Annotated in this window: 23 protein-coding genes and 1 pseudogene; 16 read left to right on the top strand and 8 right to left on the bottom strand. The window is 66.0% G+C overall.

Translation table 11 applies throughout. The features are described from left to right. Nucleotides 1-3: 3 nt before the first annotated feature. From AC1MFL_RS17845 to AC1MFL_RS17835, 3 genes are read right to left on the bottom strand one after another with little or no spacing between them, the layout of a single operon-like run. Nucleotides 4-777: an amino acid ABC transporter ATP-binding protein gene (locus AC1MFL_RS17845; RefSeq protein ID WP_479811598.1), complete on the bottom strand. Its 774-nt coding sequence runs from the start codon at nt 775-777 to the stop codon at nt 4-6. Then, entirely contained in the window at nt 770-1843 is a 1074-nt protein-coding gene (locus tag AC1MFL_RS17840) for an ornithine cyclodeaminase family protein (protein WP_479811596.1), read from the bottom strand. Before AC1MFL_RS17840 ends, AC1MFL_RS17845 begins: the two co-directional genes overlap by 8 nt. A gap of 50 nt (nt 1844-1893) precedes the next feature. Continuing rightward, nucleotides 1894-2739 (bottom strand): substrate-binding periplasmic protein, encoded by an 846-nt coding sequence (locus AC1MFL_RS17835; RefSeq protein WP_479811594.1) that lies wholly within the window; start codon nt 2737-2739, stop codon nt 1894-1896. Between the two features lie 252 nt (nt 2740-2991). Between AC1MFL_RS17835 and AC1MFL_RS17830 the strand changes: the two genes are divergently transcribed. From AC1MFL_RS17830 to AC1MFL_RS17800, 7 genes are all read left to right on the top strand, one after another. Continuing rightward, entirely contained in the window at nt 2992-3657 is a 666-nt protein-coding gene (locus tag AC1MFL_RS17830) for a GntR family transcriptional regulator (RefSeq protein ID WP_479811592.1), read from the top strand. 312 nt (nt 3658-3969) lie between these two features. Then, the gene (locus AC1MFL_RS17825; protein WP_479811590.1) at nt 3970-5160 is read left to right on the top strand and encodes an NAD(P)/FAD-dependent oxidoreductase; all 1191 of its coding nucleotides are present in this window, start codon (nt 3970-3972) and stop codon (nt 5158-5160) included. Between the two features lie 68 nt (nt 5161-5228). Beyond that, nucleotides 5229-6629 carry a 2-oxoadipate dioxygenase/decarboxylase gene (gene hglS, locus AC1MFL_RS17820; protein WP_479811588.1) on the top strand — a complete coding sequence of 467 codons (1401 nt, stop codon included), beginning with the start codon at nt 5229-5231 and terminating at the stop codon, nt 6627-6629. A gap of 36 nt (nt 6630-6665) precedes the next feature. Continuing rightward, nucleotides 6666-8195 (top strand): L-piperidine-6-carboxylate dehydrogenase, encoded by a 1530-nt coding sequence (gene amaB, locus AC1MFL_RS17815; protein WP_479811586.1) that lies wholly within the window; start codon nt 6666-6668, stop codon nt 8193-8195. Between the two features lie 111 nt (nt 8196-8306). Beyond that, nucleotides 8307-9446, top strand: coding sequence for a Glu/Leu/Phe/Val family dehydrogenase (locus AC1MFL_RS17810; RefSeq protein WP_479811584.1), 1140 nt, complete (start codon nt 8307-8309; stop codon nt 9444-9446). 42 nt (nt 9447-9488) lie between these two features. Next, entirely contained in the window at nt 9489-12380 is a 2892-nt protein-coding gene (locus AC1MFL_RS17805) for an FAD-binding and (Fe-S)-binding domain-containing protein (RefSeq protein WP_479811582.1), read from the top strand. A gap of 25 nt (nt 12381-12405) precedes the next feature. Next, entirely contained in the window at nt 12406-13218 is an 813-nt protein-coding gene (locus AC1MFL_RS17800; protein WP_479811580.1) for a CDP-alcohol phosphatidyltransferase family protein, read from the top strand. Here the strand turns inward: AC1MFL_RS17800 and AC1MFL_RS17795 are convergent. Continuing rightward, on the bottom strand, nt 13109-14428 hold the full coding sequence (locus tag AC1MFL_RS17795) for an MFS transporter (protein ID WP_479811578.1): 1320 nt from the start codon (nt 14426-14428) through the stop codon (nt 13109-13111). The genes AC1MFL_RS17800 and AC1MFL_RS17795 overlap by 110 nt on opposite strands. A 158-nt stretch (nt 14429-14586) precedes the next feature. Next, on the bottom strand, nt 14587-16515 hold the full coding sequence (locus tag AC1MFL_RS17790; RefSeq protein ID WP_479811576.1) for an IS1096 element passenger TnpR family protein: 1929 nt from the start codon (nt 16513-16515) through the stop codon (nt 14587-14589). Between the two features lie 115 nt (nt 16516-16630). Here AC1MFL_RS17790 and AC1MFL_RS17785 point away from each other — a divergent pair, with 115 nt between their 5' ends. From AC1MFL_RS17785 to AC1MFL_RS17755, 7 genes and pseudogenes are all read left to right on the top strand, one after another. After that, nucleotides 16631-17311: an HAD-IA family hydrolase gene (locus tag AC1MFL_RS17785; protein ID WP_479811574.1), complete on the top strand. Its 681-nt coding sequence runs from the start codon at nt 16631-16633 to the stop codon at nt 17309-17311. Next, nucleotides 17296-17544, top strand: coding sequence for an NAD(+)--rifampin ADP-ribosyltransferase (locus AC1MFL_RS17780; RefSeq protein ID WP_479811573.1), 249 nt, complete (start codon nt 17296-17298; stop codon nt 17542-17544). Before AC1MFL_RS17785 ends, AC1MFL_RS17780 begins: the two co-directional genes overlap by 16 nt. 75 nt (nt 17545-17619) lie before the next feature. Continuing rightward, nucleotides 17620-18060 carry a VOC family protein gene (locus tag AC1MFL_RS17775; protein ID WP_479811572.1) on the top strand — a complete coding sequence of 147 codons (441 nt, stop codon included), beginning with the start codon at nt 17620-17622 and terminating at the stop codon, nt 18058-18060. 63 nt (nt 18061-18123) lie between these two features. Continuing rightward, a pseudogene (locus AC1MFL_RS17770) lies at nt 18124-18207 on the top strand (recombinase family protein); the annotation flags it as partial. 194 nt (nt 18208-18401) lie between these two features. Then, entirely contained in the window at nt 18402-18614 is a 213-nt protein-coding gene (locus tag AC1MFL_RS17765) for a hypothetical protein (RefSeq protein WP_479811570.1), read from the top strand. A gap of 86 nt (nt 18615-18700) precedes the next feature. Beyond that, nucleotides 18701-19471, top strand: coding sequence for an SDR family NAD(P)-dependent oxidoreductase (locus AC1MFL_RS17760; RefSeq protein ID WP_479811568.1), 771 nt, complete (start codon nt 18701-18703; stop codon nt 19469-19471). 15 nt (nt 19472-19486) lie between these two features. Further along, nucleotides 19487-20275: a glycoside hydrolase family 16 protein gene (locus AC1MFL_RS17755; RefSeq protein ID WP_479811566.1), complete on the top strand. Its 789-nt coding sequence runs from the start codon at nt 19487-19489 to the stop codon at nt 20273-20275. Nucleotides 20276-20291: 16 nt separating this feature from the next. On the opposite strand, the gene AC1MFL_RS17750 is transcribed toward AC1MFL_RS17755, so the two are convergent. Together AC1MFL_RS17750 and AC1MFL_RS17745 are read right to left on the bottom strand one after the other, a co-directional pair. Further along, entirely contained in the window at nt 20292-21392 is a 1101-nt protein-coding gene (locus AC1MFL_RS17750; RefSeq protein WP_479811565.1) for a HoxN/HupN/NixA family nickel/cobalt transporter, read from the bottom strand. 12 nt (nt 21393-21404) lie between these two features. Then, complete coding sequence (locus tag AC1MFL_RS17745; RefSeq protein WP_479811563.1) at nt 21405-21917, bottom strand: cupin domain-containing protein; 513 nt, start codon at nt 21915-21917, stop codon at nt 21405-21407. Between the two features lie 141 nt (nt 21918-22058). On the opposite strand from AC1MFL_RS17745, the gene AC1MFL_RS17740 reads away from it, so the two are divergent. Together AC1MFL_RS17740 and AC1MFL_RS17735 are read left to right on the top strand one after the other, a co-directional pair. Then, entirely contained in the window at nt 22059-22655 is a 597-nt protein-coding gene (locus tag AC1MFL_RS17740) for a TetR/AcrR family transcriptional regulator (RefSeq protein WP_479811561.1), read from the top strand. Between the two features lie 122 nt (nt 22656-22777). Then, a complete protein-coding gene (locus AC1MFL_RS17735) occupies nt 22778-23626 on the top strand; it encodes an SDR family NAD(P)-dependent oxidoreductase (RefSeq protein WP_479811559.1) in 849 nt (282 codons plus the stop codon). 10 nt (nt 23627-23636) lie between these two features. Here the strand turns inward: AC1MFL_RS17735 and AC1MFL_RS17730 are convergent, their stop codons facing one another. Beyond that, the gene (locus AC1MFL_RS17730) at nt 23637-23894 is read right to left on the bottom strand and encodes a hypothetical protein (protein WP_479811557.1); all 258 of its coding nucleotides are present in this window, start codon (nt 23892-23894) and stop codon (nt 23637-23639) included. Nucleotides 23895-24014: the final 120 nt, after the last annotated feature.

Genomic DNA, 24014 nt, shown 5'->3' with positions numbered 1-24014 from the left:
GGGTCAGCGCTCCAGCACGGCGCGAAGGAACCGGCGGGTGCGGTCGTGCTGCGGATCCTGCAGGATCTGCCCCGGCTCGCCCTTCTCGATGATGCCGCCGTCCGCCATCACCACCAGTTCATCGGCGACGTTGCCAGCGAACGCCATCTCGTGGGTCACTACGACCATCGTCATGCCGGTGGACGCGAGCTCCTTCATGACCTCGAGCACTTCAACCCCGACTTCGGGGTCCAGCGCCGAGGTCGGTTCGTCAAAGAGCATGACCCTGGGGCCAAGAGCCAGCGCGCGGGCAATGGCGATGCGCTGTTGCTGGCCCCCGGAGCACCTCGACGGATATTGGTCAGCCTTCTCGGCCAACCCCATGCGCTTGAGCAGTTCCATGGATTTTTCGTTGGCCTCGTCGCGGCTGCGCCCAAGCACCCGTTCCTGGGGCAAACTGATGTTCCGCAGGACCGTCATGTGGGGGAAGAGATTAAAGTGCTGGAAGACCATGCCGGCGCTGCGGCGAAGGGCCGCAAGATTCTTGGGGTTGGGCTTTCGGCCGGCATTGATGCGGTGTCCATCGATCTCGATTTCGCCGCTGTCCGGCTGCTCCAGCAAGTTCATGCAGCGCAGGACGGTACTCTTTCCGGCGCCGCTGGGCCCGATCATGGCCGTGACGGATCCCTCCGGCACTGACAGGGAGACGTCACGAAGCACCACGTTCGAACCGTAGGCCTTGGCGAGATTCGTCACCCGGACCACAGGGGTGCCGGTCCGGATATTCGGCTCAATCATCAGTTCGTCCGTTTCTAATAGTCGTGCCGGGTCTGTCAATGCTGCGCCCCGGTCCCATCCGGGGCACCGCCTGCATCTGCAGCCCGCCGGGCCGGTGATCGCTGCCGCCGGAGGTGCAGGCTTCGAAGAGGGCGGTGGCGACCGCAAGGTCCTCCCACGGCATGCCGGTTGTCTTGAACACCGCCGGCCGGTCCGCGGCGACCTCCCGGCGTTTTAGAACCAGGTCCGCAAGGGTGATGAGTTGTGCGGGCCCGGCAATGGCACCCGATTCCATGGCCTGGATGACGTCGCCCGCCTCGCGCCCCGCAGACTCCTTCGACTCCACGCACACCGTGGCCCTGGCGAGGAGATTGTCATCAAGCTCGCGGTGCTCCCGGTCATGCGCGCCAATGGCCACCACGACCGCGGAATCCTTCACCATGGCACCGTCAAAGAGTGCCGTCGGCGAAGCCGTGGCACAAACGATGAGGTCGGCCTCCCGCACGGCTCCCGGACCGGCCGCGGCGGCAGCAAGACCGATTGCTTCGGCCTTTTTTACCAGCCGTTCCGCTGCCTCCACGTTGCGGCCGACAATGTCCACGCCCTCCAACTCAAAGAGCCCGGCAAACGCCACGATGTGGGCCCACGCCTGCACCCCGGTGCCAAAGACGACCAGACGCTTGGGCCCGGGCGCAGCCAGGAGCATGGCGCCCATCGCAGAAACAGACGACGTCCGCAGTGCGGTCAACGCCACACCGTCAAGCACAGCGAGCGGCCGCTGGTCGTGGCCACCGAACAGGACATAGAGTCCCTGGATGACCGGCGATCCGGATGTCGCATTGCCCGGCGTGATGGTCAGGAGTTTGGTTCCGACGTACTGGCCGTTACTCGCCGGCATCTGCATGAACGTCCCCCCGGCCGTTTCCACCCGGGTCCGCGCGGCGCTCCTTTCGGGATCGAACCCGGATGCCAGGACCGATTCCATGGCGGCCACCGCCTCGCGCGCCGTCAGTGCCGCGGCTACGGTGCCGCCGTCGATGAACAGGGGTGCTGGCGGGTGCCCCGAAGGGCCGGTCGGTGAATCCATGGAATCGATCCTTAACTCGCGGTGCAGGACGTTGGTGGCAGGGTCCGCACCTACTTCACGAGGCGCGGTTCACCGGTTTCAACGGCTGACTGGGGCAGGCCGTACGACTTCACGACCTCCGCGATCTTGCCGCTGGTCTTCATGGCCTTGATGGAGGAATTCACCGCCTTGGTCATGTCCGTGTTGTCCTTCCCGATCGGGAATCCGATTTGGGCGGGCTCCTTGGACGCAATAACCCGGGAGTCAGCACTGGCTCCCGCAACCTTGTACTTGGCATCGGCCTTGTACATCTGGAGGGCCGAGCCGAATCCGTCGATTCCAGCCTGGATGCGTCCGGCCTTAAGGTCGGCCTGCATCTCCACTGCGCTAGGGTAGATGGTCAGCTTTTCACCCATGACCTTCTTCATGTCCGGCACCCACAGATAGCCGTCGACGGTGCCCACCTTCATGCTCTCGAGGTCCTTGATGTCCTTGACCCCGGACTCGGAAACAATCCCCATCTCGTCCGTGTAGATCGGATCGGAGAGGCTGACGATCTCGGCCCGGACGGCGGTCCGGTAGTAGCAGCCGATGGCCACGTCGGCCCGCCCGCTCTGGACGGCCGGGATGGTCCCCGCGTAGGACGTCGGCTCGACCTTGATGTCGAGGCAGTTCTTGGCGGCGAATTCCTTGATGATGTCAGCATCGACACCGGTGAGCTTGCCGTCCTTGTTCGAGGAAAACGGCGGAAACTCGGGCGCGGCAACGGTCAGGAAGCCAGCGGAAATCGTCTTGAACGTTGATTCGGGCTGGCACCCTTTCGCGACGGCGCTCTCGGCTGCCCCGCCACATGCGGACAGCGAAAGTGCCAGCACGGCAATCGAAACGCCGCCCACCAGGATTTTGCGAGTGTTCATAATGACCCCTTTGATCAGAGCTGAAGTTTGTTCAGAGCCCAACGATTCGATGCCATCGCCCACGATCAAGCTAGTGATATATGACACACTATCGATTGTCGATTACCAATCTGCATCCATTCCCCGTGGATGTCAAGCATTGAAATCGCCGCTGAAAACGTGGAAACAAGTCGAAAATCATCACAACCCATCACAGCGGCGCGCAGGTTGTGACTTAGTGTTAGCCGTGAGGGCCACCGTCTGAGGAGCGAAATGCAGGGACAGCGAATAGCCGTTGCAGGGATATCTGAGCTTGGCGAAGGCCGGGTCACCCTCAAAGACGAGGCCACCTCCATAGTTCGGCACGCCCTTATGTCCGGCACCATGCAGCCAGGCAAGATCTACTCGGCCAACGCCCTGGCCACCCAGCTGGGTGTCTCCAACAGCCCGGTCCGCGAGGCCATGATGGCCCTGAGCGAAAAAGGCCTCCTCGAAGTGGTGCGCAACCGAGGGTTCCGGGTCGTGGAGATGACCCCGAAGGACCAAAAGGAGGTCTATGACCTCCGCCTGCTGATCGAGGTGACTGCAGTGGGCCGCGTCGCCGAACAGGGCGTCTCCCCCGCCGACGCCGCGCGGCTCACGGAACTGGCAGAAGCAGCGCTCGCGACAGCCAAGCCCGACACCATGGTCGACTACCTCGAACATGACCAGCAGTTCCACCTGGCCATAGTCGAGCTGCTGGGCAACACCCGCATGACGAAGATCATTGAAAATCTTCGGGACCAAAGCCGGATCAGCGGCTCCTACCACCTGGCTGAGCGCGGACTGCTTGCCGCCAGCGCCGCCGAACACGGACCCATCCTGGCCGCCCTGATTGCGGGCGACCGGAAGCTCGTCGAGTCCCTCATGGTCGAGCACCTCAGCTACGCGCTGCCCTAACGGGGCACCCCTGCCGTTCAGCTGCGCGCTGCCCTAACGGGGCACCCCTGCCGTTCAGCTGCGCGCTGCCCTAACGGGGCACCCCTGCCGTTCCCGCACGCCTCGTGGCATCGCCCTGTCACGCGTGGCACGCCCAGCGCACGAAGCGCCCCGGACCCATTCATGGCCACTTCGCTGCAGCGGGGATCCGGCGGAAAATTTTGCTTGACGCAGATCACATTCGACTCCAAGATAGTTATATATAACCCGTTACCGATAGTTGATACTCGCCGCTGGGCGGGTATGGCTTCCGCAACTGAGACAGGACGATCAATGTCAAATGTGGTGTCGCTCCAGCTTCCCCCCGGGACCCAACAGCCTTCACATGCGGCCGTGGTCATCATCGGCGGCGGCATCATGGGAACCAGCATCGCGTTCCACCTGGCCGAAGCCGGCGTCCGCAATATCGTTCTGGTCGACCGGTCCGACCTCGGTGCGGGATCGTCCGCCAAGCCGCTCGGCGGTGTGCGGGCGACGTTCTCGGATCCGGCCAATATTGTGCTCGGCCAGCGCAGCCTGCGGGCCTTCGAGGGCTTCGGCCGGCGCTTCTCCACCGACATCGGACTGCGCAAAGTCGGCTACCTTTTCCTGTGCCGCAGCGAATCCGAAATCCTGGACTGTGAGCGCAGCACCGTCATCCAAAACAGTCTCGGCAGCAACAGCCGGATGATTTCTCCTGCCGAAGCAGTCGACATCAATCCCTTCCTGCGCCAGGAGGCCCTCATCGGCGCCTCGTTCTCACCGGAGGATGGATTCGCGGAACCGGGGAAAGTGGTCCGGGCCTACGCCGACGCCGCGGCAGCTCTGGGCGTGTGCATTCTGGAGCACACGGAAGTCATGGATGTGGCCGCTTCGGGCGGGAACATCAGCTCGGTGACCACCAATCGAGGCACCATCACCACCGATGCCGTCATCTGCTGTGCCGGCGCCTGGTCCCAGCGTGTGGGCGAAATGGTCAACGTCAATCTGCCGGTTGTCCCGGTGCGGCGGCAGATCGGCATGACCCGTCAGATGAGCTCGCCGATGCCTACCGTGCCGTTCACGCTGGACCTGTCGACCACGCTGTACTTCCACAACTACCGCAACGGCATGCTCCTTGGCATCTCCAACTCCAACCAGGAGCCTGGCTTCGCCCGTGACTTCACACACGAATGGCTGCCGGAGTTCAACGCAGCCGCCCGCGTGTGCGCCCCTGCTTTGGCGGCACCGGAGCTTGAGTGCGGCTGGGCAGGACTGTATGAGAACACGCCGGACCACAATGCCCTCATCGGCGCCTCCAGTTCAGTGGGGGGCTTCTACTACGCCACGGGATTCTCCGGCCACGGCTTCCTGCAGGGGCCGGCCGTCGGCGAACTCGTCCGGGACCTCTACCTGGACCGGGAATCCTTCATGGACCACACCTCGTTCTCCGCCGACCGTTTCCACACGGCCGACCAGCTCATTCAAGAAGTGCACATCATCTAGCGCGGAACGCCACAGCGCTCCGTGCCGCCATCACGCTCCCCCACAACATTCCTGAAAGGACCCACGCCATGACTGCCCTTGAAACCTGGGAACTTCGAGCCGAGTTCGCGCAGCGGCTCTCCGCCATGTACGGCAGGGAAGTTCCCGCGTACAACACGCTCGTCGAGGTTTCCACCGAAGTAAACGAAGCGTACGTAGCCAAGCACGGCGCCGAGGCCGAGAGGCTGGGCAGCATTTCACGGGTGACGGCGGAGCGCCACGGCGCCATCCGCGTGGGCTCCCCGAGAGAGATGGCCCAGGTTGCACGCATTTTTGCAGCCTTCGGCATGTACCCGGTCGGGTTCTATGACCTTCGAGATGCGTCCTCAAGCTCCGTGCCCGTGGTCTCGACCGCCTTCCGCCCGATCGATGGCGCTGAACTGGAAAAGAATCCGTTCCGTGTCTTCACCTCCATGCTAGCGGCCGAGGACCCCCGGTTCTTTGACCGCGAACTGCGCGCCGAGCTGGCCGAATTCATCGACGCCCGGCAGCTGTTCGGTACGGAACTGCTTGACCTCGCGGACAGGGCAGCCGCAAGCGGCGGTCTCCCGACGGACGACGCAGAACAGCTGCTGGAGCTGGCCACCGCGGCCTTTGAACTCTCCGGGGAGCCCGTGGACTACGAGTGGTACAAGAGGCTGGAAGCGGTCTCCGCCGTCGCCTCCGACATCGGTGGGGTTTCCACGACCCACATCAACCACCTCACGCCCCGGGTGCTGGATATCGATGAGCTGTACCAGCGCATGCAGGCGCGCGGCATCAGCATGATCGATGAGATCCAGGGACCGCCGCGCTGGGATGGCCCGGATCTGCTCCTGCGACAAACTTCCTTCCGGGCGCTCGGTGAACACCGGGTGTTCCGCTACGCCGACGGGTCCACCAACGAAGGTGAACTGCGGGTGCGCTTCGGCGAAGTCGAGGCCCGCGGCATTGCGTTGACGGTGGCCGGCCGCGACCTCTACGACCGGATGGTCGCCGAATCCGACGCCCGGCTGGCCTTGGCGCCGGCCGGAACCACGCGCGTCGAGGTTGCCACGGGGGTGTGGGCGGAACACCTTCCCCGCACCGAGAGGGAGCTGGCCGTGCAGGGACTGGCGTTTTTCACCTACCGGCTCAACGAAGAGGCCCTGGACGGCGCACCCCTTGCCGGTACGGCGTCCCTGACCGATCTCATAGAAGCGGGAATCGCCGTCCCGGAACCCATTGTTTATGAGGACTTCCTCCCCCGCTCGGCCGCCGGAATCTTCCAGTCGAACCTGACGGATGAGGGTTCAAAGGACGACGAACAGACCGGAACCAGCTATGACATCCACCGGATGTCCCAGATTGTCGGCTCCGAGGTCCACAACCCGAACGATCTCTACCAGCGGCAGCAGGACGACTCGATCGCTGTCCTGGCACGCCGCCTGAACATCACCGTCACCCCCTAGACAGCCCCGCAGACCAAACAACCACAGGAGATCATGATGACTGAAACCCTCACCCACACGTCCGAACTGGCAGGGATCGTCCGCGGCGCCCTGGAGGCCTGCGGCGTCAATCTTGACGGCCTCGGCGGCCCGCACGAGGCCTCCTCGCCGCTCACCGGCGAGGTCCTGATGACCCTGCCGGTCAACACACCGGCGGAGATCGACACGATGATCGGCCAGGCGCACGAGGCGTTCAAGACCTGGCGCGATGTGCCCGCGCCGCTCCGCGGCAACCTGGTCAAGCGCTGGGGGGAGCTGTTGACAGAACACAAAGAGGATCTGGCCAGGATTGTCACGGCCGAGGCCGGCAAGATCCAGTCCGAGGCTCTCGGCGAGGTCCAGGAAATGATCGATGTCTGCGAATTTGCGGTCGGCCTGTCCCGCCAGCTGTACGGCAAAACCATGCCTTCGGAGCGCCCCGGCCACCGTCTTATGGAGACCTGGCATCCCCTGGGCGTTGTCGGGATCATCTCCGCGTTCAACTTCCCGGTTGCGGTCTACTCCTGGAATACGGCGCTGGCCCTGGTCTGCGGCGACACCATCGTTTGGAAGCCCTCGGGCATGACCATGCTCAGCGCGCTGGCCGCCGACGCCCTGCTGGCCCGCGCCGTCGCGGACGTCGACGCGCCCCAGGACCTGCACAAGCTTGTCCTGGCCGATCGTTCCGGCGGCCAGGTCATCGTCGATGATCCGCGCGTTGCCCTGCTCTCCGCCACCGGGTCGGTCCGGATGGGCCAGGAAATCGCCCCCCGCGTGGCCGGCCGTTTCGGCCGGGCCCTGCTCGAACTCGGCGGGAACAACGCGGCGATCATCGCGCCGTCGGCCGATCTCGATCTGGCCCTGCGCGGCATAGTCTTCGCGGCCGTCGGAACCGCCGGCCAGCGCTGCACGTCCATGCGCCGTCTGATTGTGCACGAGTCGATCGTTGACGAACTGACGGAAAAACTTGTCAGTGCCTACGGCACACTGCGCATTGGGACCCCTCTGGATGAGGGGAACCTGATCGGGCCGCTGATTAACAAGTCCAGCTTCGATGGCATGCAGAACGCCATTAAGTCGGCTCAGGAACAGGGCGGCACCGTCCTCTGCGGCGGCGGCCGGGTGAACACCGACGACGAGCCCGGCGCCTACTACGTGGAACCGGCGATCGTCCGGATGCCGGCCCAGACCGCCGTCGTCAAGGACGAGACCTTTGCACCGCTGCTTTACGTGATGACCTACACGGACTTCGACGACGCCATCGCCATCCAGAATGACGTTCCGCAGGGTTTGTCCTCGGCTGTGTTCACCAACGACCAGGCGGAGGCTGAACGCTTCATGTCGGCCAGCGGATCGGACTGCGGCATCGCCAACGTCAACATCGGCACCTCCGGGGCAGAAATCGGCGGCGCGTTCGGCGGCGAGAAGGAAACCGGCGGCGGCCGCGAGTCCGGTTCCGATTCGTGGAAGGCCTACATGCGCCAGGCGACCAACACCGTCAACTACTCCGGACAGCTCCCGCTCGCCCAGGGCGTGAAGTTCCTCTAGAAACCCCTGCGGAGACGGTGCCGGTCCGGCCGGCGCCGTCTCCGCAGCCCCCCCGTCACATCACGTAGCTGCCACATCAGGTACCTGCCAGCACACTAGGAGTATCCAGCGATGACCAGTCTGTTCGACATGATGGATGAATGGGGACCGGAAAAGATCGTCACGGTCAGCGACGCCAAAACCGGAATGAAGGGCGTGCTGGTCATCGACAACACCGCCCGCGGCATGGGCAAGGGGGGCACCCGGATGCAGCCTGGCGTCACCGTCGAGGAGATTGCCCGTCTGGCCCGGGTTATGACCTGGAAGTGGGCCGGCGTCGACCTGTTCTTCGGTGGGGCGAAGGCCGGCATCCGGGCCGATCCCAACTCACCGCACAAGGAGGCAATCCTCCGCTCCTTTGTCCGGGCCCTGAGAAATGAGGTTCCGTCCGAGTATGTCTATGGCCTGGACATGGGGCTGACGGAAAACGACGCGGCCATCATCATCGATGAATTGGGCGACCGCGGTGCAGCAGTAGGGACACCGTACGACCTCGGCGGCGTACCCTACGATCAGCTGGGCGTCACCGGCTACGGCGTCGCTGAAGTCGCGGATGAGGCAGCGGCAACCATCGGACTCCAGGGCCAGCGCGCGGCCATCCAGGGATTCGGCGCTGTGGGGCATGCCACGGCTGCCCGGCTTCATGAGCTCGGCTACAGCATCGTGTCGATTTCCACTGCCGAGGGCGCGCTTCACGATCCCGCCGGGCTGGACATCCCCAGGCTGCTGGCGATGCGGGCCCGGCTCGGCGACGGATTGGTCAAAGAGTTTCCGGAGCTGGCCATTCCGGCCGGCACCGAGCTGTTTGTCGACGCCGAAATCGCGGTCCCGGCTGCCCTGCAGGATGTCATCCACGAGGGAAACGTTGGCCGCATCTCGGCCAAGCTCGTGGTCGAGGGCGCCAACCTTCCCACCAACGCGGCGGCGCAGCAGGCGCTGCGCGCGGCATCTGTGACAGTGGTGCCCGACTTCGTCGCCAACGCCGGCGGCGTGGTCAGTGCGGCCTTTGCCATGGAGTCCCGGTATTCGCCGTTCCGTCCCGAAACCGAGCAGATCTTCACCACCGTCTCCCATAAGCTCCGTGCGAACACGGCCATCGTCCTGGCGGAGGCGGAGAAGCTGGATTCCACCACCCACCATGCCGCCCGTTCCCTGGCCCAGAGCCGGGTCCGCCGCGCCATGGAGCTGCGCGGCAAGCCCCTGCAGTACTAGCCGCACCCACGTACCGCCGCAGGACAAGGAAGAGCTCCACGCATGAATATTGACCAGATTGTTGAAGAACTGACCGCGGCCATTGCGGGCATCGTTGACAGCAGCACGCGTCGGCGTGCGGAATATTCGACGGACGCCTCGAACTACCGGGTGGTGCCCCAGGTCGTTGTCATGCCCCGGAACGCGGACGACGTTCTCGAGGCGGTCAGGATTGCCCGCCGGCACGGTCTGGCCGTCACCGGCCGTGGCGCAGGCACATCGTGCGCCGGAAACGCGGTGGGGCCCGGACTGGTGCTGGACTTCAGCAGGTTCATGAACCAGATCATCAGCATTGATCCGGAGCGCCGGACGGCGGTGGTACAGCCTGGCGTCGTCCTCAGCGACCTGCAGCGGGCCGCCGCTGTCCACGGGCTGCGGTTCGGGCCCGATCCGTCCACGTCCACCCGCTGCACCATCGGCGGCATGATCGGCAACAACGCGTGCGGCCCCCATGGGCTTTCGTACGGGCGGACAGCGGACAACGTGCGCCGGCTGCGCTGGCTGACCGGCGCGGGACAGGTGCTGGAGCTGGGCTCGGGCAGGGGCGCCACCGCCCAGATCCCCGGACTCGATGAGTTCATCGCCGCCAATCTGGACGTGCTTCGGCTGGAGTTCGGCCGGTTCGGCCGACAGATCTCGGGCTATAGCCTTGAGCATCTCCTGCCCGAGAACGGCGGGAACCTGGCCGCAGCCCTGACCGGGACGGAAGGAACCTGCGGCATCATCCTGGAGGCCGAGGTCAGGCTGGTTCCGCAGGCGGCCGCCCCGGCGTTGGCAGTACTGGGATATCCGGATATGCCGGCTGCGGCCGACGCGGTCCCTGGCCTGCTTCCGCACCATCCGCTGGCCCTGGAGGGCCTGGATGCGCAGTTGGTTAACGTGATCCGCAACGCCAAAGGCGAGCACGCCGTCCCCACCATGCCGGCGGGGAACGGCTGGCTCATGGTGGAAGTGGGCGGAGCGACGTCGGAGGAGGCGGTAGCTGCCGCAGAGCGGATGGTCCTGGACGCCGGCGCGATCGACTCAATGATCCTTCCGGCCGGACCCGAGGCCAAACGGCTGTGGCAGATCCGGGCCGACGGCGCCGGCCTGGCCGGGCGAACCGCCGCCGGGAACCAGGCCTGGCCGGGGTGGGAGGATTCGGCCGTCCCGCCCGAACATCTGGGCGACTACCTTCGCGATCTTGAGCGGCTCATGGCCCGCGAGAACGTTTCGGGGTTGGCCTATGGCCATTTTGGTGACGGCTGTGTCCACGTCAGGATCGACTTCCCGCTGGACCATGACGCCGCCGTGATGCGCCGCTTCCTGACGGCCGCAGCGGACCTTGTCGCCAAGTACGGCGGCTCGCTATCGGGAGAACACGGAGATGGCCGGGCGCGCGGCGAACTGCTGAAAACAATGTATTCGTCCCGGGCCCTGGCCGCGATGTCCGGGTTCAAAGCCCTCTTCGACCTCCAGGACATCTTCAACCCGGGTGTCATCATCAAGCCTGACCCCTTCGACGCGCACCTGCGCCGCCCGCAGGCCGGCAACCTGCTGGCCACAGATGGTTTCGCATTTGCCCACGACGGCGGCAACATCACCAATGCCCTGCACCGCTGCGTAGGCGTGGGAAAGTGCCGGGCCGACCTCCGCGAGGAGGGCGGGTTCATGTGCCCCTCTTACCTCGCCACCAAAGATGAAAAGGACGCGACCAGGGGCAGGGCGCGCGTCCTGCAGGAAATGCTCAACGGCGGCATCGTGGACATATCCTGGAAGTCCCCGGAGGTCCACGAGGCCCTCGACCTGTGCCTGAGCTGCAAAGCGTGCGCCAGCGACTGCCCCACCGGGATCGACATGGCGATGTACAAGTCGGAGGCACTGCACCAGAGTTACAAGGGCCGGCTGCGTCCGCTCACCCACTACACCCTCGGCCGGCTGCCCACCTGGCTGGGACTGATCGGACCGTTCGGCCCCCTGGTCAACAAGGTCGCGTCCATCGGTGTCCTCCGCCGGACCATGCTGCGGCTGGCCGGCGCGGATCCCCGCCGGTCCCTGCCGGCATTTCCCAAAGCACCGTTCCATTCCCTGGTGAAGTTTCAATCCTCAACTCCGAAGACAGTGCGGATCCCGGAAGCGCTAGGCGCCGCGGGACGGGCGGCACCTCCGCACCGGGTCCTGCTCTGGGTGGATTCGTTCTCCGATGCGTTGAGCCCCGATGTCCCCCTAGCCGCGATCAGGGTGTTGCAGGCTGCGGGATGTGATATTGAAATTGCGGGCCCTGGCGCATGCTGCGGCCTGACACTGATTTCAACCGGACAGCTGACCGCGGCCAAAGCCGCCCTCGGGAAGACCCTTGACGTCCTGCACCCGCATGTGGCCGACGGCAGGACCGTCATCGGACTCGAACCGTCCTGCACGGCGGTGCTCCGTTCTGACCTGCTCGAACTGCTGCCCGACGATGAACGCGCCGCGCAGGTCTCCGCCCGGACACAGACCGTGTCGGAATTCCTCACGTCCATCAACTGGCAACCGCCCGCCAGCGGGGAACGGATTCTTGCGCAGCCTCATTGCCATCAAAACGCCGTCATGGGGTACGGGAAGGATTTGGAGCTGCTGAAGTCCATGGGCTGCGACGTGGAGACCTCCAGCGGATGTTGCGGTCTCGCCGGGAACTTCGGCATGGAAAAGGGCCACTATGAAGTGTCCGTGGCCATTGCCGAACAGGGCATTCTGGGCAAGATCGCCGATGCCCCGGACCGGGCCATCCTCGCCGACGGGTTCTCCTGCCGGACCCAGGTGACCGATCTGGCCGGCCGCGATTCCCGCCACATCGTCCAGATCATCGCGGAGGCGCTGGACAGCCCCGCGGCTGCCTCCCCGAAGAAGGCCGCTGAGGTCACGGCTCTCCCTTAAGGGACGACCCGAGGTTCATCACGGGATGGTGGTCCGGCCGGCATGCTGTTGCTGGCATGTGGGCGAGGTGGCTCATGAAAAGCAGGACCGCGGAGCGCGCATCGGCCGACGCGATGGCGGCAGTCGCCGCATACGCCGTCGCAGGCAGCTGGCTCGCCTCGGTGCACTCCCCCGGCCCCGGTCTGCAGTCCGTCGGCCTGGCCGCCGGCACCGTGGTGATCGGAGTGGCCGCCACCTCCGTCCTGCGGCGCATTCCCCGCTACTCAACGCCCGCGGACCGGGTCACACTGCTGCGGGCCGTCCTGGTGTCCCTTTGCGCTGTGTCGGCCGTTCCGGTGTTGTTCACAGGTTCCCCCACGACCCGCTCCTTGTCGTCATGGGGGCCGCTGCTTTCCTGCTCGACGCTGTCGACGGTGCCGTCGCCCGGCGCAATGGAACTGCATCGGCGGCGGGAGCACGACTTGATACCGCGACCGACGCCGCTTTGGTGCTTGTTCTGGCTGCCGCAGCCGCGGCTGCCATCGGGCCCTGGACCCTCGGCATAGGAGCCCTGTACTACGTTTTTCTGGCCGCCGGCCACTTTCGTCCCCACCTTCGCGCGCCGCTTCCCTTGAGCGCGGCGCGTAAGGCAATCGGGGCCTTCCAGCCCTTCGCGCTGCTCCTTGCCTTGACGCCGGGGATCCCACCTGCTGTTGCGTGTGCGGCCCCGGCAGTGGCCTTTCCGCTGCTCATGTTCTCCTTCGCCAGAGACGTCGTCGAGCTGGAACGGCGCCGCGACGGACAGCGCGGTCTTTCCGGGCGCGAAGGACGAGCAGTCCGGCCAGGCCCGCCAGGGTGATGACACCGAATCCGATGATGGTCGCCGAGACGCCGAAGGCCTCCGCACCGAAACCAAGCAGGGCCGAGCCGAACGGGGTCGTGCCCGCCAGCAGGAGCACAAACAGGCTCATGACCCGGCCGCGCAGCCGGTCCGGCGCCAGTCCCTGGAGCCGGGTGTTGACTGTGGTGGTGAACACCGTGCCGGTGAGTCCGGCCAGCACCATGAGCCCAAGACTCACCGGGTAGGACCGTGAGATGCCGAGAAGGATCAATATCAGCGCAAGAGCCCCGCCCGAGGTGATCATCCGGCGGTCGTTGCTGCCGCCGACGACCACCAGTCCGACGCCGGCGACAAGGGACCCGGCGCCGAACGCCGACATCAGCGCGCCGAAGCCGACGGACTCCACATTCAGCACATCGCGCGCCAGCAGCGGCGCCGCGACCGGCCAGTTGTAGCCGAACGTGCCGACGACGGCCAGTGCCCCAAGGACAAAGAGCACAGCGGGAGTATGCATGACATAACGCAGTCCCTCCCGCAGGGCGCCTCGACGGGCCGGCCCGACCCGGGAGACGCGAAGCTCGCCGCTGCGGAGGGCAAGCAGGGCGCCAAGTGCCGCGGCAAAGCTCGCCGCGTTGATGAAAAAGACGGCTGCGGCCGAAAAATGCGCCACCACCAAGCCGCCAAGGGCAAACCCGATCATCCGGCTGGAGTTGAACTGCACACTGTTCATCGCCACGGCGTCGGGCACCAGCGTGGGGCCCACCATTTCGGGTACAAACGCCTGCTGTGCCGGATTGTTGATCGCGTTCGAGACCCCGAGGGTGAATGCCAGGAGGGCCAGCTGCCAGATTTGCGGGGAGCCGGCCAGCGCCAGAAAGCCGAGCAGGAGCGCCTGCACCGTAGCGAGCGCCTGGGCCGCCAGCATTATTCGCCGCTTGGGGAGACGATCGGCCAGGACTCCGGCCGGCAGCACAAACATCAGCAGCGGCAGGAACTGCATGGTGGTCACCAGGCCAAGGACAGCTGCTGACCCGCTGATGTCCAGCACGAGCCAGGCCATCGCCACCATCTGCATCCAGGTGCCGGTGCCGGAGATGAGCTGGCCGGTCCAAAAGAGTGCGTAGTTCCGCACCCGCAGCGCGCGCAGCAGATCAGCTGCGCGCCGGGGCGGCGGAGCCCCGGGTTCCCTCCCGGCCGCCGGCGGGCCGGTGCTGTCAGGCGGAATCACCGAACCGGGTCCCCGCGGCGTCGGCCGGAGGGGGCATCCGCGGACGCGCTACCGGCAGCGAATCGGCAAGTCATCATGAACTTCAATGTAGAGGGTCTGAGCCCCTGCAGGAACGGCCCTTTCGCGGGAGGGTGGGGATAATGCGCGCGCCGCAGCTGTCAGAAGAGGCCGGCCAGGTCCTCGTTGGCCTCGTCCAGGTCAAAGGCCGTGGGATCCAGCGCTTCGCCCGGCAGCATTCCCAGCCACTCCCGATATTCCTTGTGCTCTTCGTGACTGGGATCGTTGACCGCCTCGACCACGTTCGCCCAGCCCCACGTGCCGCCGCTGTCCTCCGCCGGCGCCGCGCCGCGCCCGGCGATGCACCGCGGCAGCTGCCCGCCGCCGTCGTCGTCCGGCAGAATTTTCTCCGCCTTGATGGCGAGCACCCAGTTGTCGCCAAAGTCGTACGTGTAGCTCATGGTGCTGCCCGCGGCCGGCAGCAGCTCGCCGACGGTCACCTTCGATTCGTCAAGGGAGGCATCGCCGTGGAAGTCGCTGTCGCCGTCCAGGTCCACCGGCGCATACGCGGGCCCGCGGAATCCCCCGGTGCGGAACTCGTGCAGGTGGTAGTCGAACCAGCCGAACAGCGCCTGGATCACCTGGTGCAGCTGAGGCAGCGGCATGCCGGCGGGAACCAGGACACGCCGCCAGACGGGTGGCTTCGAATTGTTGAGCATGACCTTCAGCTGCAGAACCGGCCCTCCTGCCCCCCGCGGCGCTTCCCGGACCGCGGACAGCGCCGGTGCCGCCGTCCCCGGGGCCGCCTGGAGCGGCTCCCTTCCGGCACCGTCGTCAGGCACCTCCCCGAGTCCCAGGTCTGCGAGCACCAAGTCGTCGTCGAAAACATTCGCAACGCAGCGGATGAGAGCCGGCGGCACCCGGATATGCGCGTCGATGGTCAGCAGCCCCAGCTCGGCGAGCCCCTCCAGACGAGTCATGGCCACCCCCGTCAACAGATCAGTCATTGCCCGTTCCGCAGGCGGCGCGAGGTCTGGTGCGGCCATGATCCGCGCCGTTTCCGGCGGATCGGCCGATGCCGCCGCGAGCAGGATGGAGGCCTGCATACTGGAGACCAGCCTTTCCCACGGCTGCGCCGGATCCCAGCCGAGCACCGCCGTCGCCAGGAACAGGTCAACGATAAACACCAGTTCGCCCAGCCGGCCGGCAGTCCCGCCCGTCCGGAACACACCGGCCTCCGCCGCGGGAACCACCTTCGCCGACTTGATCTCAATCAGCTCGGCGGCCTCCAGCACGTTCCACAGAAGGGCCAGCAGCGGCACCTCGTACATGCTGCGGACCGTTGGCACCTGATCGGCCGGGCCGCCGGTGCCCGGCTGGGGGGAACCCGACCGTTTGGTCCCGCCGCGGACGACGACGCCGACGCACGCGGCGGCCGCCTCAATGTCCCGCAGCCGGAGCGCACCGGTTGCTGTGACGGGCTTCCCCTCCCCGATCCACTGCAACAGCGCCGTGACCCTCTGGATAAGCGGCAGCTGGGCGAAGGCCGCCAGGGCCTCCTCATCAGGGATGTCCGGCACCTCGACGAAACCGCCGCCGCCGCCGTCGTCCTCCGCAGTCGTGTCGAGGAAGTCCATGACTGCGGCCAGCTGATCCTCTGTACCGCTCCACCGGCCCGTCTCGACGAGGAACTCGACGAAGGCGCCAACGGAGTGAACAACGTACGTCGTGCTCTCGAAGGCATCCGCCTCGACGGTCGTAGCGTCGGCTACGTCGCCGGCGTCGTCCAACGCGGCCAGGATTTCGTCCGACACGGCGACTGACAATCCAAAAGGTTCAAGGCTCGTCACGTCGGCCGCGGCTGTGGTGTCCATGTAACGGCCCAGGACGGCCTTGATCGGCTCCAGGCATTCCAAAGCCGCTAGCGCCGAGCCGGGTGAGACCTCCTCGAACCAGCGGACGAATGCGGGCGTGAGCGCGTCCACGGCACGGTCGGCCCGGACGGCGCTCAGGGATTGGGGTGCGGAGGCCGGGACGCCGGTGACGGACCCGGCTTTGCCCCGGTGACGGTTCTTGCCGTTCTTGCCCATGGTGCCCCTGCCTGCTCGCGGACTTCTACTTCCGACGGTACCGACCCTTCGGGCCGAAGGCCAGTTCTGCGCCCACTGATGGGGATCCACCGTCCGCTTGGCCCATGATTGAATCATGGCTATGCCCGCAACCGCTGCCCTGCGCTTCCTCACCTGCCGTGCTGTCCTCTTCGACATGGACGGCACGCTGGTGGATTCCACCTCCATAGTGGAACAGGTATGGAGTGAGTTCGCCGACCGCTACGGCCTGGACTCCGCCGAGATCCTGCGCACGTCACATGGCGTCCAGGCCATCGACACTGTCCGCCGGTTCGCCCCGGCAGGTGCGGACATCGAAGCGCTTGCCGCGGAGCTCGGTGCCGCGGAGCGCGTCCGGATCGAGGGGATCGTGCCGCTGCCCGGCGCCGCGGAACTCCTGGGCACTCTTCCCCTCAACGCCGTTGCCCTGGTGACGTCGGCGGACCGGATCCTGGCGGATATCCGCATGGACGCAGCCGGGCTGGGCATGCCTGCGACGGTTGTCACCGCTGACGTGATCACCCGGGGCAAGCCGCATCCAGAGGGGTACCTGCGGGCGGCCGAACTGCTGGGGGTGGATCCTGCGGACGCCCTCGTCTTCGAGGATGCGCCGGCCGGGATCGCGGCCGGCTTGGCTGCGGGCATCCGCACGGTGGCAGTGGGCCCGAATACCGGCCCGCTCCCCGCCGGCGTTCTGCACATCCACGACTACACTTCCGTGCGTGCCACCCTGGAAACGGATGCCGCCGGCTTCCTGACCATTTGTTTCCGGCTCTAGATTGGGGCTGCGCCGCTACTCGACGACGACGACGGACGGCTTCGAAGCCTTCATGGAACTCGACCCGGTCATATCGCAGCCGTGCCCCGCTCAGGGTCGTAGGCGAAGTCACCGATTGGACACGGCAGGCGCCCGAGGCGCTACAGGCGTGGAAAGAACGCCTGGCAGCACTCCGTGCAGGGGAAGCCGTGTCAGCACGGAATGTGCCCATGACAGAGCTGCCGTTGCCCTGATTGCCCACGGGGCTTGTCCGATTTAGTCCCCATCCCCACTGGAGCCAGTCGGCCCGACTCGGTAGCGTGCAATGCATGGCCATTAAACTTGAGAACGTCGGCATCGCCGTTCGCGACCTCGAAGCAACAATCGCCTTTTTCACCGACCTCGGTCTCACGGTCGTCGGCCGTGACACGGTCAGTGGTGAGTGGACCGATACCGCCGTGGGCCTTGATGGCAACCACGCCAATATTGCGATGCTCCAAACACCAGACGGTCACGGCCGCCTGGAGCTCTTCGAGTACATCCACCCCGAAGCAATTGAGTCGGCCCCGACCCGTCCCAACGAGATCGGCATGCACCGCGTCGCCTTCTCCGTCGACGACATTGACGAAGCCCTTGAGATCGCCGCGAGGCACGGCTGCCAGCCGCTACGCGGCGTGGCGACCTACAAGGACGTCTACAGACTCACGTACGTTCGTGGTCCCAGCGGCATCATAGTGATGCTCGCCGAGGAACTGAAGACGAAGAACTGACGGCCGAACCTGCGTGGTTCCCCCGGTTTGGGATCGTCTTAACGACACATTCAACCTGAGCTCGGCGACTCCGTCCACGACCCGACCGATCCGGTAGGCCGGCTCCTCTCTAACGTCCTGGCCATGGTCACGGAAGTCGAAGCCGACTTCGACGACTGGCTGCGCGAGGGCGACCGCCCGGCGATGCCGGAGAAATCCCTGGCGTGCGCTCGGGAAAGATCAGCCCGGCTAACGACCCCGGCTCCACGCGGCCTCCCAGCGGCCCGGGTCCCAAGACCTTTGGCCCTGTTGAGTTCAGCTGGTCCTCCGTTGAATGGATGAATCTGTCCTAAGGAGTTGGCATGCTGGAGCGAGCAGACGCAGTGATCATTGGCGCAGGACTGGGAGGCCTCCCCGCAGGAGTCACCCTTGCGGGGCAAGGCTGGGCGGAGGCTATTTACCGTGTCCTCGGGATAGCGGACCGTCTCCGGCTGCACCTGCTGCATCCCCTTTGCGTCCTCGGCCGGGAGGGCCCGAGGCTGGCCCTGGCTAAATCGCAGAACGCCACGGGCTGACAACCACACAGGAGTCTCGCGGGCCGGAACGCGTCCGCTTCTTCCGGGTCCTGTTCCGCAATGTTCCACGATGAGGGGAAGATTTCGTGGCACGCATCTTCATCACCGGTTCCGCCGACGGGCTGGGCCTGGCCGCGGCACAAACCCTCCTCCGCGCGGGCCATGATGTCGTCCTGCACGCCCGAACGCCGCGGCGCGCCAACGACCTCGGCGACCTGGCTGCACAGGCGGCCGGCGTCGCCGTCGGCGATCTCAGCAGCTTGGCGGAAACCCGCTCACTGGCCGACCAGGTGAATAGCATCGGCCGAATGGCCGCCGTCATCCACAACGCCGGCAGGTACCTGGAACCCGCACGCGGAACCACGCCCGAGGGGCACGCCCGGACACTGGCCGTGAACACCTTGGCGCCGTACCTGCTCACGGCACTGATCGACCGGCCGGACCGCCTGATCTACCTCAGCAGCGGCCTGCACCGAAGCGGCAGCGACTCACTGGAGGACATCGACTGGACCCTGCGGCGCTGGAACGCCGGCCAGGCTTACTCCGAGAGCAAGCTGTACATCACCGCCCTCGCTCTCGCTGTCGCGCGCAGCTGGCCCGCCGTGCTGAGCAACGCCGTCGACCCGGGCTGGGTCCCCACCAAAATGGGCGGCCCCGGCGCGCCCGACGACCTGGAAATGGGATATCTGACGCAAACATGGCTGGCCACCAGCCACGATCCCGCCGCCCTCACCAACGGCGGGTACTGGCACCACCGGAAGCGGCACCCCCCTGCCCCCGCAGCCCTCGACCCCGGCTTCCAGGACCGGCTCCTGAATAAACTCGCTGAACTGACCGGCATCACACTGTTTCGATGATCTCCGGGAGTAGCCATGAAGAGACTCACCACGTTTTTTGCCGCTACGGCGATGGCGGCCGCACTGTCCCTCACAGCGGCCCTCGGCGCGGTCGCCGCCGACGGTGACGCAGCCACCGTTCCTGCTGCGCAACCTGCTTCGACCCAGTCCGCACCGATGCCTCTGGGGATCCCCGGCGCGTGGACCCAGACCTTCGGCGATGAGTTCAACGGGACCACCCTCGACACGAACAAGTGGTCCCGCTCCTGGTTCCGCGGCAGCCGAGCGAACCAGGTCAAGACCGACCCCAAGAACGTCTCGGTCGGCGCCGGGCACCTATCGCTGAAGCTCTCGAACTCCGGCACCGGCGCCCTTGTGTCGTCGAACCCGAAGGACGCCGCCAAGACCGGTTACGAGTTCGGCACCGGCTACGTGGAGGCCCGCATCTCCTTCCCCGGCAACGGAAAGGCGCTCCACAACTTTCCCTCCTGGTGGACCACCGGGCAATCCTGGCCGGCAACGGGCGAGATCGACATTGCCGAAGTGATCGAGGGAAAGCTGACGTCCAACTACCACTCAGGCTCGGGAAATCAGCCCCAGGGAGCAATTCCGGGCTACTGGGGCGACAAGTTCCATACCTACGGCCTGTGGCGTAAGGACAACATTTCCGAGGTCTACGTGGACGGCGTCAAGGTCAAGTCCTTCCGCACCGACGACGGCAACGCCCCGCAGTACCTGGTCCTGAATGTCGGCAAAGCCAGCACCAGCACCGCTTACGGGAAGGCCTCCACAGTGAAGGTCGACTACGTCAGGGCCTGGAAGTAGCAGCACGGGCCGGCAGTCAGCCGGAGGTCCTCGGTGCCCGGGGCTTCCTGCCGCCGTGGAACTTCCCGGCGCAGACCGCCACGAGCCAGATGAGTATGAACAGCGAAACCACCGGATAACCCAGTCCGGTGAGATCGATGCTGCCCGTCCCGACTGCCACCCGGCCGGCAGCGGCGCTGCCGGCCGTCGTCACCGACATTACTTCCACGGTCCCAATGGCCAGGGCGACAGCAGCTGAGACTCCCGTTAGTACGAAGTTGTACCTGAGCCTTCGGCCCGGCCTGGAGAACGCCCTGCCGTAGGCGAAACTCATGAACCACCCGTCCAAGGTGTCCAACAGACACATTCCGGCGGTGAAGAGCGTCGGCAGGATGAGGACGGCGTACCAGGGAAGCGCCGTTGTAGCCGCGCCCACCGCCACGACAAGCAGGGTCACCTCCGTGGCGGTGTCGAAGCCCAGGCCGAAAAGCATTCCCACTACGTACATCTGCCAGGGCCGCTTGATGCTCTGCATGACCGGCCGGAGGATTCGGACCATCACGCCGGTGGGGGAACCGCCCGCAGGATCCGCCGTGTGTCCGTTGCGGACCCCGCGTGATTCCGTCACGGTGCGGAGCAGGACGACCACGTTGAGTGCCGCCAGGATATAGAGGAAAACTCCTGAGATAGCCGTGCCAACAAATCCCAGGGCTTCGCGCGCCGGTGAGGCATCCTCACCGAGCAGGCCGCCCAGATACTGAGCTCCGGCGGCCAGTAGCGCGCACAGGCCGAAGACAACGCTGGAATGGCCGAGTGAGAACCAGAAGCCGACAGATAGCGGCTTGCGGCCTTCGCCCAGGAGCTTACGGGTGGTGCAGTCAATGGCCGCAATATGGTCGACGTCGAACGCGTGCCTCATGCCCAGCAGATACGCGCCCGCCCCGATCCCCACGCCGAAGACCTGCGTGGAGCTGATGTGCAGGTTCTGCGGAACAATACTGAACACGAGCACGCCCCAGCCCACCACATGCAGCCCGATCACGGTGCCGCCCATGGCTGCGACGGGAGACACCGGCTTCCGGGGCACGATGCCGCTGCCACCGGGCTTGGGCCGCCCACGGGAATCCGGGATGTCCATGCCCCGCTCCTGTCAGCCCATTGGAGGCGTCAGCCCGTACCGGGCGATGATGTCCGGCAGCCAGGGCGGCTCGCCGAATTGGAGTCCGTATTCTGCGGCCATTTTGCCAATGACCTCGGGATCCGGCGGACCCGCTTCGAAGTGATCGGCCAGTCCCCAGAAGAAATGTTCAAATCCGGCCGGGCTGATGATCTCGATCATCCGGGCGGGGGCTTTGCCGGCGTTCCACATCGTGTGGAGCTCGCCCCGGGGTTTGGTGATGTAGCCCCCTGCTCCCAGCACCGCCTCGCGATCGCCGGACCGGAACCCGATCTCGCCTTCGATGACGATCGAGTACTCGTCCTCCCTTGTATGCGTGTGCGGGGGGACCAGGGCCCCAACGGTGAACGGGTGTTCGACGATGGAGATCTGTTCATCGGTGTGTTCGCCGAAGAGCTTGAAGACCACCCCGATCGAGCCGAGACTGCCCTCCCGCCCCTGGCCCGGCTGCACGACGGTCAACCGCGGAGCCCTCTCAAGGTCCATCACAGACCACCTTCCCAATTTCGATATACAATGGTGTGTACTGAAATTGTCCGTCCGGGAAGGAGCAGAGTCAATACATTGAGTGAACACGAGCGTTCATCCAAAAATCGCCGCTACGAAATGAGCAAAAGGACCGAAAAGATGAGCGGCACGCATCAGCGCATCGTCGACGCGGCTGTGGCCCTGCACGGGTCCGTTGGACCGGCCCGCACCACGATCGCGGGTGTCGCCGAGAAGGCCGGGGTCACCAGGCTGACGGTCTACCGGCACTTCCCCGATGACGAGGCATTATTCTGTGCCTGCTCCTCGCACTGGCTCTCACAACAGCAACTGCCGGACTCCGCGGAATGGTCCCGGCATGGCGACCCCCTCGAACGCCTGACCGTCGGCCTGTCCGACCTGTACCGGTACTACTGCGACGGCGAGGCCATGCTCACCCGAATCTACGGGGACTGGGATGCGCTCCCGCAAACACACCGCACAGGCCTCGAGGCCAGGAACGCCCACTTCCGGGATATCCTTCTCGAGCCGTTTCCCGAGCCGAACAGGAACCGCAAGCTAAACGCCACCCTCAGCCACGCGGTTTCCTTCTGGACCTGGCGATCGCTTTGCCATGACAACGGGCTGTCCAACGATGAAGCCGTCGAAGTCATGGCCGCGCTGATCACTGCGGCAGCCAGCACCTCGGCGGCAACCGGCGCAGCCACGCCGGAGAACGCGGAGGCTAGAGGGCGGTAGACGGCGCCGGTTCACGCGCTGGCATCCGCCGGGCCCGCCGGCACCCCAGCACCCCAGCACCCCGGAACTGTCGCAACGCCGGGGCTCTTGCTCTCCATGGCCGCTGCGCGTATGAGAGAAGGATGGATTCGCAAGGGGATGTACTCCGCGGACGCGTGGCGGTCGTGACCGGATCGACGCGGGGCCTGGGGTTTGCCATGGCCAGGCTGCTGGGGCATCAAGGCGCGGCGGTGGTGCTGGCGTCCAGGTCGGACGACGCCGTCGCGGCCGCCGTCGAGCGGCTGCGTGCGGAGGGGATCGCGGCGTCCGGACGGCGCTGCGACACGGGTGAGCTGGCGGACGTCGAAGCCCTGCGCGACGAGGCGCAGAGCCGCGGGACGCTCGACATCTGGGTCAACAACGCCGGGACCTCCGGTGTCTTCGGGCCCACGGCGTCCACGCCGGTCGACGACTTCACGCGGGTGGTGCGCACGAACATCCTCGGCACGTTTCACGGGGCGAGGATTGCGCTGCCGGTGTTCCTCGGCCAAGGCCACGGGGACCTCGTCAACGTCTACGGCCAGGGCGACCAGGGGGCGGTGGCGCTGCAGAACGCATATGCGTCGAGCAAACGCTGGGTCCGCCAGTTCACCGAGACGTTGCGGCTGGAGACCAAAGGCACCGGCGTCCGGGTGCACGGCATGAACCCGGGCCTGGTGGTGACGGACATGCTGGGGCACGTCACGTCCCAGCCCGGGTACGAGCACCGGCTGGGAGGACTGCAGGTCGTCGTCGGGCTGTGGGGGCAGACCCCCGACGACGCCGCGCGCCCCCTCCTGGACCTCGTCACCTCGGACGCCGCCGAGTTCCGGTATTTGACCAGGACCACCATGGTGACCCGCGGGGTGCGCAACGTGCTTGCCGGCCGCCTCCGCCGCGCCAACCGCATGCCCCTGGACGTCACCGTCCTGGACCCCGACCGCCACGGCTGACACGGTCAGCTCACACGTTTTCCGGCTCGGCCCGGCGTTTGAGGTTTGAAAACTGACGGGTCTGCATGACCCAATGCGAGGGCTCCAGTAACAGAATACTCAGAACGGGCTGCAGCCATTTCGGCCGGAATGACCAGTACCCGCTGACGACAACCCGGGTGCGCCCGCCTGCCGTGTCCTTCAGCTCGAATCCCCACAGCGAGTCGGTGAAGTAACGGGGCCGCCGTCCCGCCGGATCGAACGGGCGGCCCCGCAGGTCAAGCGACATGCGCAGCCCGAGGAACCGCTCTGGGTCCAGGGCCGCTACCTCCCACCACTGGCTGCCGTCCGGAGTGCCCGCCAGATGGTCGCCGACGGCGATGTGCTGCCACTCGGATCGTCACCGCCA

It is taken from the genome of Arthrobacter sp. BG3 (assembly GCF_056680185.1).
Note: the sequence above shows the minus strand (reverse complement) of the source record. Positions and strands in the feature narration are given on the sequence as shown.